Genomic DNA, 15,036 nt, shown 5'->3' with positions numbered 1-15,036 from the left:
GCGAAGCCGATTGATTTGAACAAGGGGTGTGTCCACATTGAACTACTTCAAACCCATTTTTTACTTGTTCCGAAACTCTGTTTCGAAACACCCAGCTTTGAATCTCTGCTTCTCTAAAATTTTATCTTGCGGCAGCGCTCTGCTCCACGCCAGAAGCTGAATAGAAGCAGAGCTTCCATTTGGCGCTCCGAAGGAGACCTTCGGAACGAGTAAAATTCAAGACGTCAAACATCCTTCAAATCCTCTAACGAAACCGGATTCAAGTAAGATGTTAAAAACTCCCGTTTCCACCATTTCCCGGTTTCTCGCTTTTCTTTAAAGCTTGTAAACTCATATCTAAAAAGACGGACCCGAACATATTTTGGCGGCTCATTTTTAAATGGATTGCTCCTGATAAGTTTTAAAGTCGGTTTGTCGTCCTGTAAAAAACGCTTAATCAGCCTTACAAGCCACGGAGCATTTCGTATTCCCCTCATCGCCGCAAACCACATCTGCCAGTCGAGGCGAGTATGATACGGAGCAATCTGTGGGGGCATTCTCGATGGGTCAGTTGGCTTGCCTTTGAATTCGTAGGCTTTCCATTCTGTCTCATCAGTAATCGTTTCATCGGTTGTTCCCTCAATCACAATTTCGTTTCTGCTTCTTGTAACCGATCCAAATGCACCGTACGTGTTGACCAGATGAACGGGATTAAAGCTGAAATTCATCATCTGAGATGGAGAAATCATATTCATCACCGGACCTTTGCTCATCCAAAGAACCGCAATTGCCAATATCATTCCTGCGATCCAAAACCAAAGCGGTGATGCCGTTACAGCAGGTACGGAAACTGAAACAATGGATTGCAAGAATGAATCACTCAGCCCGCTTGTAGCCAGTACGAGAGTCATCCAGTTCAGCCATGAATAGTTTCCGCTGACGATCAGGTAGAATTGTGTGCCCATTATCAACAATGCCGCAACAGATGCAATAGGTTGAGGAAAAAACAGGAACCAGACAGCCACAAGCTGAACAAAGTGATTTCCAAGAGTTTCAAACTTGTGATAAGCCTGCGGCAGGTTATGAAAAAGCCAGCTTAGCGGATTGGGCATCGGCTGTGTTTCGTGATGATGATTCATACAGGTAAGTTCCCGCCAGCAGGAATCGCCCCGCATTTTAATCAGCCCGGCTCCAAATTCAACCCGGAACACCAGCCAGCGTAATATAAATATCACAATAATGGATGTTTCGAAATGCAAAGGCCCTAAAAAGATCACATAAAAACCAGCTTCCAGAAGCAGCGATTCCCAGCCGTATCCCCAAAATAGCTGACCCACATTTACAATAGATTGATACAGAATCCATAGCAGCAGCCAAATAAGCACGGAGACCCAGATCGGGCCCATATCAGAAATACCAAAAACAGCCAAAAGCGAAAGTAGTATTCCGCTCCATGCTATTACAGTGAAGAGGGAATCGGAGTATTTCCAGTGAAAAATACTGGGTGATTTTTTAAATGGGATTCTATCCAGAAAGCGCCGCACGGGATACAATCCGTTTTCTCCAACAAGTGGTTTGAATTGATTGAGTGCTACGAGAAACGCAATCAGGTAGGAAAGTCCTACTCCACGCTGAATGATAAACCGGGCAAGCCAGTAACTATCATTGTATAGGTTTTCTAACATGGCGATAAGCATTACTTCATTATCAGAAAATCGCTATCAGACCAAAAATATCTGTCCTGTTTTAAAAACAGGAAACCATGTAAATTAGTTTATATTTGAGATTTTCAGCTTATCAGCAGATATATCTCCAATTAAGTTAGAGACATTATCTTCTGTTTTTAAAAGTAACGAAATCACCAGAAGGAATACGCTTCTTTTCTGAAGTCGATAGATTGTAAAGATAGATCCAGGCTTTAATCTTATCCCCGTTTTTTAGCTTCACCTGCGTCTTTGTACGGGTAAAAGCATGGGGTTCGGGATCAACAGGTGAGCAGCCTTCATACCGGTCCAGTTTAGAAAGCACTCTCTCCTTGTCGTTCATTTTATAAACCTCTCCAACTACAATATCATCCGGATCATCTGAAGACACAACCCCGGGATACCAGTCAATCTTGTACAATTTTCCCTGAAATGTAGCCTCACCAATATATTCGGCATGATTGTCTAAAACATCGCTTGCAGGTGATGAAAAATCTCTTCTCAGCGATCCGTATACAAACAGATATTCAGCAGACATATTCTTACGCTTTCTGCGGGAATGAAGGGTGAGTCATCAAGTCAAAAATCTGTTTTTGATGATGCTTAAAATGAGTTTCAAAAAATCCCAATGTTTGCTGCATATTTAACATGCCGATTCTTGGATGTTTGTAAATTTCGCTCTTTAGAGTACTCTCATCCAGGTTTTGAATCAGCTCTTTCAGATCTCGCCTGACATTTTCCCAGTCCGATTTTAGCTCCTTATAATCTGGATCTTTCCCGGTTGCATCGGAAATCTTTGGAGCTTTGTATTTGAAAGGAAGAACAAAGGCAAGCTTTAAAGCAAAAAGACGAAATTTTGAACGAAAACCTGATTTCCTAAATTTATCTCCTGAACCGGATTTCCTCTTGATGTAGACCACAGACAACTTCTCAGAAGTCTTCAAATGATCCAGAATCTGCAAAATAGTCCATTTATCAGGTGACTTTCTGAACTGAAGTTGCTCTTGAGATAAGTTATCCAATTCCGAAAAAAGATTATTTCGGTCAGATTCAATCTGATCTAAATGGTCTTTCAGCTTATCTTTATGAGTTGTTCCAGGCATATGCCTAAAATAATAATTGAAGGTTTTATTTCAACAGATCTTCAATAAACTCTTTTAAAAGTACTGTGCTGTTGTGTTCCATATCTTTTGAGGCAAATACAAAAGTTACGGTTTCATGCTCTTTGATAATATCGATCAGCTCTACCACATACTCAGATCCAAACAGTTCTCTTCGGTATTTCTCCTTGAACTCCTCCCATTTGCCCGGATCGTGATCAAACCACTTTCGCAGCTCGTGACTTGGAGCTACTCCCTTCATCCATTTATCAAGATTAGCCCGCTCTTTTGATACGCCGCGCGGCCAGAGGCGTTCGGTTAGAATTCGGTAGCCGTCAGATTCAGTGGGTTCTTCATAAACTCGTTTAGTTCTGATGGTATTCATACTATAAATTCATGAATTTATTCAGTCTGTTCAAACTTACAGATTCCTGTGTACAGATGGCACACAAAAAGATGCCGGAGCGGAATCAACCACACCGACATCACAACTAAACCATGATCTTTTCTGCTTTTTATTCTCCTGCATAGGAAGAGTACATCCAGACGAGTTTTTCCTGCTCGCTGATGTAGTCGCTCATCAGTGCGTTGGTGCCCTCGTCGTCTGCTTCGTCCGAAAGATCAAGAATTTCACGCTGCAACTTTAACGTTACCTTAAAGGCGTTTAGAATATTATCTACCGCTTTTTTTCCGTCACTTACTTTAGGGCTTTCAGTAATTTCTGAAACTTTCACATACTCCGAATACTGATGCTCGGGCGTATATCCCAGTGTTAAAATTCGCTCTGCAACCTCATCAATTTTTATAACCAGGTCATCATAGAGCTCTTCGAATTTTACATGAAGTTCAAAAAATGTATCTCCTTTTATATTCCAGTGATAACCTCTTGTATTCTGATAAAATACTGAGTAATTCGCCAGTAAAACATTCAGCCTTTCAGCCAATTTTTTAGTTTTTGTGTTATCGAGTCCTATACTATTTAATTCACTCATTATTATGTTCTCGTTTGTTTTGTGTTATGATTTAAAATCTTCATCCTGACTATCCTTCAATATGGATAATCTGCTACTAAAACACCACTCAGATACAGAAGCAGTGTCTCGGTTTGTTTCAGCTGAAAACCGGTTTCCGACACTCTTAGCCGCGCATTTTCCAGCGATAGCTGAGCTGCACGCAGTTCCACTCCGGTAATCTCACCACGGCTGAACATCTCTTCCGCACGTTCGTAATTTCGCTCGTAAACTGCGCGGTTTGAACGTTCTGTTTCAAGCTGATCTTCCAGGTGCAGATACTGCTGCCAGCTGTTTTCAAAACGGGTTTGAAGCTGCATTGCCGACTCCTCTTTTCGAAGCTCTTCCTGGCGACTCCTCTCTTTTGCATTTTGAGACTCGATACGATTTCTGCCGCCGCTGAAAATCGGGATCTTCAGCGATAGCCCGCCGGTAAAGCCGAGCTGCTCCTGCGTCTCAAACTGACCTTCGGTTGCGTTCATGTAGCTGTAGCCATACCCGGCCGATGCGGTTAGTGAGGGCAAAAATCCGGCTTTTGTCATCCGTTCATTCAGCTCAGCCTGCTCCAGCCGTTTTTCCCTGATGTTCAGCAGAGAGTTGTTCTCCATCATCATCGATAAAAAATCCTCGTAACCCGGCAGTTCTGCCGCAGCAAATTCATCAGCCACAGGATCCATCTCGCGCTGATCCCACCCGATATCGGTATGCAGATCGCGGTACGCATTTTCATACTGAAGCTTCAGATTTCTAAAGGCCGTACTGTCGCTCTTTAAATCTGCCAGGGCCTGCAAGAGCTGCTGCTCATTTACCTGACCGTATTCCCGCCTCGTTTCAATGGTGCGATAGCGGTCGTTGCTTTGCTCAAGCGAAACTTCCTTGACCTCTATCGCTTTCTGCAGCGAAGCTACATTTATGAACTTTTGAGTTATATTTAAAATGGTGTTTTCCAATTCAGTACGGTACTGCAAATCGGCCAGATCGCTTCCCGTTTCCAGCAATTTGTAACGCAATCGTCCCTTCATTCCGTCGTAAATCACCATTTGTGTCCCGATCTGTGAATTGAACTGCGTGGTGGTAACTCCATCATACGAGATAGTTGGCGGTGACCCTTGCTGATTCGATCCCTGTGGATTGAGCAGATTCTGGAAAAATGATCCCGGTGTGACATCAAGATCGCTATAGGCAGCACTCGCTCCTCCGGTTATCGCCAGGTTTGGCAGCTGACCGGCGTTTCCGCGCGATACGCTGTTCTCTGCAATATCCGCACTAATATCGCTGATCTGCACGCTGTGGTTGTGCTCCAGCGCTGCTTTGATCGCTTCATCAAGGGTGAACTTTTCCTGAGCAGAAACGCTGCCAGCCAAAATCGCCAGTATAAAAGATAAAATTACCAATCTCATAGTGTGTTCTTTTTATGATGTTCATGAAGAATGACTGCCGGTTCAATACTCTCCTGTGTCTCCGGTTCTTTGCCCAGTATCTTCAGAATTGTGAATTTGGCGTTGTTGAAAATGACCAGAAAAGCCGGTGCAAGCGTAAGGGAGATCAGCAGCCCAAACGTGAGCCCGTAAGCGATGGCAATGGCCGGCGGTTTTAAAAATGCAGACGCCAGTCCGCCAACAAAAATCATGGGAATCAATCCGGCCACCGTACTGAGCGTTGTGAGTAAAATGGGCCGAAAACGTGACCGTACGGCATCTCTCAGCGCCTCTTCGAACGTCATTTCAGCCTTCAGATTATCATTAAAAGCCGTGATAAGAACCAGCAGGTTATTGATCAGGATACCGATGAGTGCAATCATCCCGATCAGGGAAAATATGTTCATGGTTGCACCGTGCACCCAGTGGCCGATCACCACGCCCGTAAAGGCAAACGGCAGCGTAAGAAGAACCAGGAACGTCTGGCTGAATGATTGAAAGTTAACGACCATCAGCGCCAGGATGACGAGCAGTATAATCGGGGCTACCGCCTGCATTGCCTCGGTTACTTTTGCCGATTCACGGTTCTGCCCCTCAATCACAAACTGCACGCCGGGAAACTCCTTCTCCAGGGGCGACAGCGTGCTTTCCCTGATATCGGCCAGGATTGCAGGAGCGGAAAGGGACGGATCAGCCAGGTCGGCATCTACCCGAATGGTTCGCCGGCCGTTGATATGATTGACGTTGAGAGATGCATCCGTCGGCGAAATATGCGCCACCTGCGACAATGGATAAGCACCCTTCGGCGTTCTGATTTTAACATCCATCAGATCACGATAACTCTCCCGGTTCTCCTCAGGAAATCTCAGCCACACCCTCACATCATTTCCTGTGCGCTGAAGCGTTTGAAGCTCCATCCCGAAGAAAGCCGTTCGGACCTGCATCATGATATCCTGAAGCGTAAGCCCAAGCTGTTCACCTGCTTTTGACAGTTCAATATGCAGCTCGGGGTTGCCGCGCTGATCGGTATCCGCCACATCCACCAGGTCGTCTCGTTTTTCAAGTGAACTCTTCAGTTTTTCGGCAGCTTCCTGAATATTCTCTATACTCTTTCCCGAAACCGAAATATCCACCGGGAGTCCGCCAAACCGGTGCTCGGCAAGTGCAGAAATAAACCGGATGTAATTTGTGCCGGGTACATCTCCCACTTCATCCCTGAACATATTGTTGATTTCGTAGGCCGGAATTCCCCGCTCATCGCCGCCCATCATAACAATTCGCAGTTCTCCCTGGTGGCTTTCAGGACCCAGGATTCTCTCCACATTCTGTATTACGTTCTCGTTATCGGTTCTGTCTTCCGTGAGCCGATCCCCGACTCTGTATACGGCTTCTTCAATTTTCATCAGCTTAGCCCGGGTAGTATCCACCGGAACTCCCGGCTCCATCTCTATCCGCACCAGCTGAACGTCATCATCCAGATAGGGGAAAAAGGTAACCGGTAAAACGCCGGTTCTGATCAGGGCAACCGAACCTAACAGCAGAAGAATAAAGGCGAAAACATTGAGCCATCGCCATTTGTGAGAAATGAAATCAGTAAATGGCATAAAATAGTTGTCCCTGAATGATGTAAGCCCGCTCGCCATCGCTTTCTCAAAACGGGTTTGCTTATTCTGATCGGACAATACTTTTGAAACGGTGAGTTTCTGAGGCAGAAAAAGAAATGTTACAATGAGCGCGGCCAGCAGCGCACTCACCACCACAAACGAGACTTCCGTAAAAAAGGCACCGGGTTTTCCGGGAAGAAAAAAGAAGAGGCTGAACGCCGTAGCTGTGGTCATAAGCGAGATGATCATAGGTGAGGCAACTTCCGCAGCGCCATTTCGGGCAGCCTCAACAGGTGATTCTCCAAATTCATCGTAATGGCGGTAAATGTTTTCAGCAACCACCACACCGGTATCCACCAGCATCCCCAAAACCAGGATAATGCCAAATATCGATACCACGTTGATTGTGAAATCATACCCCAGCAGTGCAGTAGCAAAGGTACCCAAAATTGCCAGCGGAATCGTAAGAGAGACCCACATCGCAATCCGTTTATCAAGGAATAGCGTGAGGATGAGCAGCACCAGGATTAAACCGAAAATAGCGTTACTCCTGAGGGAATCAACACGCTCATACACGAATTCGGAAAAATCTTCCACTACAGTCAGCTCAACGCCACTGTGCAGCGTATTAAAATGTCCGGCGTACTCTTTCACCTCTTCGGCAATGGCCACAAGATTCTCTTCGTTGGTGGTCACGACCTGAATCACCACCGACTCTTCGCCATCGAGATAGCGTTCAATGGGCCGGTCGTCGAATTGATCTGTTACAGAGGCGATCTCTTTCAGCAGTACGCGTTCACCGTTCAGTCCCGAACGCACAGGAATCTGAGCAATTTCGAGCGCTGTCACCTCTTTGTTTTCAGCCCTGATCTGCCAGTTGGCATCCTCCATCTTCAATTCGCCACCGGTGATGTCAATATTATTTTTTCTAACGGCTTCCGCTACTTCCTGCGCGGAAATTCCAAACCGGTCCATCTGCTCGTCGTTCAGTTCAATGGAGATCTCTTCAGGAGGAAAGCCGTGCAGGATTACGTTTGAGATTCCCTTCTCAACAAGAAATTCATCCCTGATTTGATCGGCATAATCTCTTTTCTGCTGAAGCGAGATGTCGCCGGTCAGCGCAAGCGAAATCGTGGGATTGAGCATCTCCTGCTTATAAACAATCGGGCGATCCATCTCTTCGGGCAGGTCTGTTACCCTGTTCACCGCGTTCTCCACGTCAACCAACACTTCATTAATATCGGCCCACTCAAAAATCTCCACGGTGATGCGGCCGCTGTTTTCCCGGGCCACGGAGGTATGACGGTCCATCCCGTTTATACCGTTCAGGTTCTCTTCAATTCTGGATATCGCCCGCTCTTCAATTTCAAGCGGTGATGCGCCGCGATACGTGATATTCACATAAATTTCAGTCGGGTCTTCGGGCGGATTCAGCGTGTAGCGTGTCTGGCTAAAGCTGAGGATGCCCATCAGAACGATGATCATCAGCCCCAGGGTTACCATGACGGGGTTACGGACAAAAAAGTTAATTAATCTCTTCATGGAATTTCCTACTTGATGATTCGTCCGCTGACCGGTTCAGTGACATCTTCTACGATCTCTTCCCCATTTTCCAACCCGCTTACCCAGAGGTGGCTCCGCTCCAATTCCTCAATTTGAACGGGCACTTCAAGCAGCTGACCGACTCTATTGGCAATTACATCCCCCGTTCTCGTCAAAGCCGTTTTTGGAATCCTGGCCAGTTTCTTTGTTCTCTCTGATTTTATCTCACCCTCCAGGTACATTCCCTCCCGTAAGTTATTGCCCGAAACCTCCAGGTACACAAACACCTGTTGCGAGGCCGGATCCACCGACGGGTTCACTCTCGTAATGGTTGCAGCATACGCTCTGCTTTGATCCTGATTTCTTACCTCCAGCGTTTGTCCGGGCAGAATCCATTCTGCATCATCGGGTTCAATCGAAGCGTTTAAAATAAACCGCGATGGATCTACCAGCGTACCCAAATGAAACTGTGGCCCAACTGCCTGACCCGGCTCAGCTTTGGCGGCCGATAAAACTCCTGAAAACGGGGCGCGAATCGTAAATTTTTCCAGCTGTTCCTCTGCACTTTTGATGCCGTAGTAGAGTTCATACACTCCTTTCGACTCCAGGAAACGGCGTACACCCTCTTCAAACTCGGGAATGGGTGAAACAGACTTCTCAGCGCTCAGCGTATTAAACCACTCCTCATACTGCGGCAGTGTTTCCGGATAGTCCAGCTTGATATCGGCCATTAGCCCGGAGACAACGGTTTTGAACTTGCTTCTTGATGACTGAAGCTTCAGCCCGGCTTCGCTGTCGTCCAGCTTTATTAAAATTTCTCCTTTTTGATAGGAAATCCCCTCCTGAAACGGCTTGCCTCCCTCCATCACCCTGCCTTGCACTTCCGGGAAAAGCTCAACACGGTTATCCGCACGAAGACGTCCGCTTAAAGTTACCCGATCTGCTACAGATTCCGTTTTCACGTTGAAAAAGCGAACCTGCTGAGAATCGAGTTCGGCTGCTGCAGTCTCAATTTGGCTTTCGGGCGGTTTCTCTGCTGATTCATCGCTGCATGAGGCTGTTATCATTAATAGTAAAAGTACCGCAGTACTTAGATAGGCTTTATTCATGTCCATACTCTTTTTTTGTGTTCGACCACAGTTTACGGACATAAATCATATAGTTCAACCATATGGTTAATTTACAAATTCGGTTAGCTTTGACTCTGTAAACAGTTGATGCTTAATCTATTACAGATAATAAACTGTAGAATCTTCTAGCAACCTTACCTCCCTTCAACCAAATATTTCAACCATATAGTTAAATATTGTTCTAAACTTTTATATTTTAATCTGAGTACCACGTTTAACAATTATGATAAAAGATGCTCCCCCTTCCAAAGGAGGTATTGGAGGTAGCTTGATAAGTACTTGTTTGATGTCAAACAGCTGAAAAATCTTAGTGTGAATCACATACTCATCTGGCATCACCCGTGAATCTCCTCCACGAAGACAAGCTCAGGGTTCAGGAAGCTATTTCCCCATTCAAAAGATTGGAAGCTATTATCGAACATTTTTAGATTAAACTTGTAAACGTATTTAGAATAATCTGAAACAAATGTTGTCATGAAAAAAGAAGAATCTAGCAGAACAGTCCTCGTCATCCACGGAACAGAAAATCTTTGAAGCCGCCCGTGAGGTATTTCAAAGTAAAGGGCTGGAAGGCGCGCGAATGCAGGAGATAGCGGATAAGGCGGACATCAACAAGTCGATGCTGCACTACTACTATCGATCAAAAGAGAAGCTATTCGAAAAAGTGTATGAGCTCTCCATCATCAAGCTGATGCCGCAGGTGGCCTCGCTGCTCAATGAGGATCTGCCGCTGGATGAAAAGCTTCGGAAATTTGCAAAAAAATATATTGAGCTTCTAAAAGTCAATCCCGATATCCCGCTCTTTGTGATTCACGAGATGAACAAAAACCCAAGCCGGCTGAAGAAATTTGTTGTCGGTGAAATCGGGAAACGAGTGCAGCCGTTTCTGAAGCAGATCAAGGAAGAGAGGGAAAAAGGAAATACCGTAGATCTGCCGCCTGAACAAATTTTTGTGAACATAATGGCCATGCTGGTTTTTCCCTTCCTGGGCCGTCCCGTCATTCAGGTTATATTGGATATGGACGAAGAGGGCTTTTCAGAGTTCATTGACGCCCGGGAAGCGAGCGTCTCGGTTTGTTTCAGCTGAAAACCGGTTTCCGACACTCTTAGCCGCGCATTTTCCAGCGATAGCTGAGCTGCACGCAGTTCCACTCCGGTAATCTCACCACGGCTGAACATCTCTTCCGCACGTTCGTAATTTCGCTCGTAAACCGCTCGGTTTGAACGTTCTGTTTCAAGCTGATCTTCCAGGTGCAGATACTGCTGCCAGCTGTTTTCAAAACGGGTTTGAAGCTGCATTGCCGACTCCTCTTTTCGAAGCTCTTCCTGGCGACTCCTCTCTTTTGCATTTTGAGACTCGATACGATTTCTGCCGCCGCTGAAAATCGGGATCTTCAGTGATAATCCGCCGGTAAAACCGAGCTGCTCCTGCGTCTCAAATTGACCTTCGGTTGCGTTCATGTAGCTGTAGCCATACCCGGCCGATGCGGTTAGTGAGGGCAAAAATCCGGCTTTTGTCATCCGTTCATTCAGCTCAGCCTGCTCCAGCCGTTTTTCCCTGATGTTCAGCAGAGAGTTGTTCTCCATCATCATCGATAAAAAATCCTCGTAACCCGGCAGTTCTGCCCCAGCAAATTCATCAGCCACGGGATCCATCTCGCGCTGATCCCACCCGATATCGGTATGAAGATCGCGGTACGCATTTTCATACTGAAGCTTCAGATTTCTAAAGGCCGTACTGTCGCTCTTTAAATCTGCCAGGGCCTGCAAGAGCTGCTGTTCATTTACCTGGCCGTATTCCCGCCTCGTTTCAATGGTGCGATAGCGGTCGTTGCTTTGCTCAAGCGAAACTTCCTTGACCTCTATCGCTTTCTGCAGCGAAGCTACATTTATAAACTTTTGGGTGATATTTAAAATGGTGTTTTCCAATTCAGTACGGTACTGCAAATCGGCCAGATCGCTTCCCGTTTCCAGCAATTTGTAACGCAATCGTCCCTTCATTCCGTCGTAAATCACCATTTGTGTCCCGATCTGTGAATTGAACTGCGTGGTGGTAACTCCATCATACGAGATAGTTGGCGGTGACCCTTGCTGATTCGATCCCTGTGGATTGAGCAGATTCTGGAAAAATGATCCCGGTGTGACATCAAGATCGCTATAGGCAGCACTTGCTCCTCCGGTTATCGCAAGGTTTGGCAGCTGACCGGCGTTTCCGCGCGATACGCTGTTCTCTGCAATATCCGCACTAATATCGCTGATCTGCACGCTGTGGTTGTGCTCCAGCGCTGCTTTGATCGCTTCATCAAGGGTGAACTTTTCCTGAGCAGAAACGCTGCCAGCCAAAATCGCCAGTATAAAAGATAAAATTACCAATCTCATAGTGTGTTCTTTTTATGATGTTCATGAAGAATGACTGCCGGTTCAATACTCTCCTGTGTCTCCGGTTCTTTGCCCAGTATCTTCAGAATTGTGAATTTCGCGTTGTTGAAAATGACCAGAAAAGCCGGTGCAAGCGTAAGGGAGATCAGCAGCCCAAACGTGAGCCCGTAAGCGATGGCAATGGCCGGCGGTTTTAAAAATGCAGACGCCAGTCCGCCAACAAAAATCATGGGAATCAATCCGGCCACCGTACTGAGCGTTGTGAGTAAAATGGGCCGAAAACGTGACCGTACGGCATCTCTCAGCGCCTCTTCGAACGTCATTTCAGCCTTCAGATTATCATTAAAAGCCGTGATAAGAACCAGCAGGTTATTGATCAGGATACCGATGAGTGCAATCATCCCGATCAGGGAAAATATGTTCATGGTTGCACCGTGCACCCAGTGGCCGATCACCACGCCCGTAAAGGCAAACGGCAGCGTAAGAAGAACCAGGAACGTCTGGCTGAATGATTGAAAGTTAACGACCATCAGCGCCAGGATGACGAGCAGTATAACCGGGGCTACCGCCTGCATTGCCTCGGTCACTTTTGCCGATTCACGGTTCTGCCCCTCAATCACAAACTGCACGCCGGGAAACTCCTTCTCCAGGGGCGACAGCGTGCTTTCCCTGATATCGGCCAGGATTGCAGGAGCGGAAAGGGATGGATCAGCCAGGTCGGCATCTACCCGAATGGTTCGCCGGCCGTTAATATGATTGACGTTGAGAGATGCATCCGTCGGCGAAATATGCGCCACCTGCGACAATGGATAAGCACCCTTCGGCGTTCTGATTTTAACATCCATCAGATCACGATAACTCTCCCGGTTCTCCTCAGGAAATCTCAGCCACACCCTCACATCATTTCCTGTGCGCTGAAGCGTTTGAAGCTCCATCCCGAAGAAAGCCGTTCGGACCTGCATCATGATATCCTGAAGCGTAAGCCCAAGCTGTTCACCTGCTTTTGACAGTTCAATATGCAGTTCGGGGTTGCCGCGCTGATCGGTATCCGCCACATCCACCAAATCGTCTCGTTTTTCAAGTGATCTCTTCAGTTTTTCGGCAGCTTCCTGAATATTCTCTATACTCTTTCCCGAAACCGAAATATCCACCGGGAGTCCGCCAAACCGGTGCTCGGCAAGTGCAGAAATAAACCGGATGTAATTTGTGCCGGGTACATCTCCCACTTCATCCCTGAACATATTGTTGATTTCGTAGGCCGGAATTCCCCGCTCATCGCCGCCCATCATAACAATTCGCAGTTCTCCCTGGTGGCTTTCAGGACCCAGGATTCTCTCCACATTCTGTATTACGTTCTCATTATCTGTTCTGTCTTCCGTGAGCCGATCCCCGACTCTGTATACGGCTTCTTCAATTTTCATCAGCTTCGCCCGGGTAGTATCCACCGGAACTCCCGGCTCCATCTCTATCCGCACCAGCTGAACGTCATCATCCAGATAGGGGAAAAAGGTAACCGGTAAAACGCCGGTTCTGATCAGGGCAACCGAACCTAACAGCAGAAGAATAAAGGCGAAAACATTGAGCCATCGCCATTTGTGAGAAATGAAATCAGTAAATGGCATAAAATAGTTGTCCCTGAATGATGTAAGCCCGCTCGCCATCGCTTTCTCAAAACGGGTTTGCTTATTCTGATCGGACAATACTTTTGAAACAGTGAGTTTCTGAGGCAGAAAAAGAAATGTTACAATGAGCGCGGCCAGCAGCGCACTCACCACCACAAAGGAGACTTCCGTAAAAAAGGCACCGGGTTTTCCGGGAAGAAAAAAGAAGAGGCTGAACGCCGTAGCTGTGGTCATAAGCGAGATGATCATAGGTGAGGCAACTTCAGCGGCGCCATTACGGGCAGCCTCAACAGGTGATTCTCCAAATTCATCGTAATGGCGGTAAATGTTTTCAGCAACCACCACACCGGTATCCACCAGCATCCCCAAAACCAGGATAATGCCAAATATCGATACCACGTTGATTGTGAAATCATACCCCAGCAGTGCAGTAGCAAAGGTACCCAAAATTGCCAGCGGAATCGTAAGAGAGACCCACATCGCAATCCGTTTATCAAGGAATAGCGTGAGGATGAGCAACACCAGGATTAAACCGAAAATGGCGTTACTCCTGAGGGAATCAACACGCTCATACACGAATTCGGAAAAATCTTCCACTACAGTCAGCTCAACGCCGCTGTGCAGCGTATTAAAATGTCCGGCGTACTCTTTCACCTCTTCGGCAATGGCCACAAGATTCTCTTCGTTGGTGGTCACGACCTGAATCACCACCGACTCTTCGCCATCGAGATAGCGTTCAATGGGCCGGTCGTCGAATTGATCTGTTACAGAGGCGATCTCTTTCAGAAGAACGCGTTCACCGTTCAGTCCCGAACGCACAGGAATCTGAGCAATTTCGAGCGCTGTCACCTCTTTGTTTTCAGCCCTGATCTGCCAGTTGGCATCCTCCATCTTCAATTCGCCACCGGTGATGTCAATATTATTTTTCCTAACGGCTTCCGCTACTTCCTGCGCGGAAATTCCAAACCGGTCCATCTGCTCGTCGTTGAGTTCAATGGAGATCTCTTCAGGAGGAAAGCCGTGCAGGATTACGTTTGAGATTCCCTTCTCAACAAGAAATTCATCCCTGATTTGATCGGCATAATCTCTTTTCTGCTGAAGCGAGATGTCGCCGGTCAGCGCAAGCGAAATCGTGGGATTGAGCATCTCCTGCTTATAAACAATCGGGCGATCCATCTCTTCGGGCAGGTCTGTTACCCTGTTCACCGCGTTCTCCACGTCAACCAACACTTCATTAATATCGGCCCACTCAAAAATCTCCACGGTAATGCGGCCGCTGTTTTCCCGGGCCACGGAGGTATGACGGTCCATCCCGTTTATACCGTTCAGGTTCTCTTCAATTCTGGATATCGCCCGCTCTTCAATTTCAAGCGGTGATGCGCCGCGATACGTGATATTCACATAAATTTCAGTCGGATCTTCCGGCGGATTCAGCGTGTAGCGCGTCTGGCTAAAGCTGAGGATGCCCATCAGAACGATGATCATCAGCCCCAGGGTAACCATGACGGGGTTACGGACAAAAAAGTTAATTAATCTCTTCATGGAATTT

11 protein-coding genes are annotated in these 15,036 nt (G+C 46.8%); 1 reads left to right on the top strand and 10 read right to left on the bottom strand.

The annotated features are described in order from the left end of the window. Positions 1-224: 224 nt before the first annotated feature. The 8 genes from U5K72_20130 to U5K72_20095 all read right to left on the bottom strand — a co-directional run bounded on the left by U5K72_20130 (position 225) and on the right by U5K72_20095 (position 9,465). Positions 225-1,664, bottom strand: a complete 1,440-nt coding sequence (locus U5K72_20130; GenBank protein MDZ7721141.1) for a lipase maturation factor family protein — start codon at positions 1,662-1,664, stop codon at positions 225-227. Between the two features lie 145 nt (positions 1,665-1,809). Beyond that, a complete protein-coding gene (locus tag U5K72_20125) occupies positions 1,810-2,220 on the bottom strand; it encodes a gamma-glutamylcyclotransferase family protein (protein ID MDZ7721140.1) in 411 nt (136 codons plus the stop codon). Between the two features lie 4 nt (positions 2,221-2,224). Beyond that, positions 2,225-2,785 (bottom strand): DinB family protein, encoded by a 561-nt coding sequence (locus U5K72_20120; protein MDZ7721139.1) that lies wholly within the window; start codon positions 2,783-2,785, stop codon positions 2,225-2,227. Positions 2,786-2,810: 25 nt separating this feature from the next. Then, positions 2,811-3,167 (bottom strand): DUF488 family protein, encoded by a 357-nt coding sequence (locus U5K72_20115; GenBank protein ID MDZ7721138.1) that lies wholly within the window; start codon positions 3,165-3,167, stop codon positions 2,811-2,813. Between the two features lie 130 nt (positions 3,168-3,297). Continuing rightward, positions 3,298-3,774 (bottom strand): Dps family protein, encoded by a 477-nt coding sequence (locus U5K72_20110; protein MDZ7721137.1) that lies wholly within the window; start codon positions 3,772-3,774, stop codon positions 3,298-3,300. A 56-nt stretch (positions 3,775-3,830) separates the two neighbouring features. Continuing rightward, positions 3,831-5,192, bottom strand: coding sequence for a TolC family protein (locus U5K72_20105; protein ID MDZ7721136.1), 1,362 nt, complete (start codon positions 5,190-5,192; stop codon positions 3,831-3,833). Then, positions 5,189-8,356, bottom strand: coding sequence for an efflux RND transporter permease subunit (locus U5K72_20100; GenBank protein MDZ7721135.1), 3,168 nt, complete (start codon positions 8,354-8,356; stop codon positions 5,189-5,191). Before U5K72_20100 ends, U5K72_20105 begins: the two co-directional genes overlap by 4 nt. Before the next feature lie 8 nt (positions 8,357-8,364). Further along, positions 8,365-9,465 (bottom strand): HlyD family efflux transporter periplasmic adaptor subunit, encoded by a 1,101-nt coding sequence (locus U5K72_20095; protein MDZ7721134.1) that lies wholly within the window; start codon positions 9,463-9,465, stop codon positions 8,365-8,367. 547 nt (positions 9,466-10,012) lie between these two features. On the opposite strand from U5K72_20095, the gene U5K72_20090 reads away from it, so the two are divergent. Next, positions 10,013-10,573 (top strand): TetR/AcrR family transcriptional regulator, encoded by a 561-nt coding sequence (locus tag U5K72_20090; protein MDZ7721133.1) that lies wholly within the window; start codon positions 10,013-10,015, stop codon positions 10,571-10,573. Here U5K72_20090 and U5K72_20085 read toward each other — a convergent pair. Beyond that, entirely contained in the window at positions 10,489-11,865 is a 1,377-nt protein-coding gene (locus U5K72_20085) for a TolC family protein (GenBank protein MDZ7721132.1), read from the bottom strand. The genes U5K72_20090 and U5K72_20085 overlap by 85 nt on opposite strands. Further along, the gene (locus tag U5K72_20080; GenBank protein MDZ7721131.1) at positions 11,862-15,029 is read right to left on the bottom strand and encodes an efflux RND transporter permease subunit; all 3,168 of its coding nucleotides are present in this window, start codon (positions 15,027-15,029) and stop codon (positions 11,862-11,864) included. Before U5K72_20080 ends, U5K72_20085 begins: the two co-directional genes overlap by 4 nt. Between the last annotated feature and the right edge of the window lie 7 nt (positions 15,030-15,036).

This window comes from Balneolaceae bacterium (assembly GCA_034521495.1).
Lineage (GTDB): Bacteria > Bacteroidota > Rhodothermia > Balneolales > Balneolaceae > Rhodohalobacter.
The sequence above is the reverse complement of the archived record's forward strand: the minus strand, read 5'-3'. Positions and strand labels throughout refer to the sequence as shown.

Coding starts and splice junctions, on each gene's coding strand:
- U5K72_20125 (MDZ7721140.1), bottom strand. CDS start 2,220: ATGTCTGCTGAATATCTGTTTGTATACGGATCGCTGAGAAGAGATTTT.
- U5K72_20130 (MDZ7721141.1), bottom strand. CDS start 1,664: ATGTTAGAAAACCTATACAATGATAGTTACTGGCTTGCCCGGTTTATC.
- U5K72_20110 (MDZ7721137.1), bottom strand. CDS start 3,774: ATGAGTGAATTAAATAGTATAGGACTCGATAACACAAAAACTAAAAAA.
- U5K72_20120 (MDZ7721139.1), bottom strand. CDS start 2,785: ATGCCTGGAACAACTCATAAAGATAAGCTGAAAGACCATTTAGATCAG.
- U5K72_20100 (MDZ7721135.1), bottom strand. CDS start 8,356: ATGAAGAGATTAATTAACTTTTTTGTCCGTAACCCCGTCATGGTAACC.
- U5K72_20115 (MDZ7721138.1), bottom strand. CDS start 3,167: ATGAATACCATCAGAACTAAACGAGTTTATGAAGAACCCACTGAATCT.
- U5K72_20080 (MDZ7721131.1), bottom strand. CDS start 15,029: ATGAAGAGATTAATTAACTTTTTTGTCCGTAACCCCGTCATGGTTACC.
- U5K72_20085 (MDZ7721132.1), bottom strand. CDS start 11,865: ATGAGATTGGTAATTTTATCTTTTATACTGGCGATTTTGGCTGGCAGC.
- U5K72_20105 (MDZ7721136.1), bottom strand. CDS start 5,192: ATGAGATTGGTAATTTTATCTTTTATACTGGCGATTTTGGCTGGCAGC.
- U5K72_20095 (MDZ7721134.1), bottom strand. CDS start 9,465: ATGAATAAAGCCTATCTAAGTACTGCGGTACTTTTACTATTAATGATA.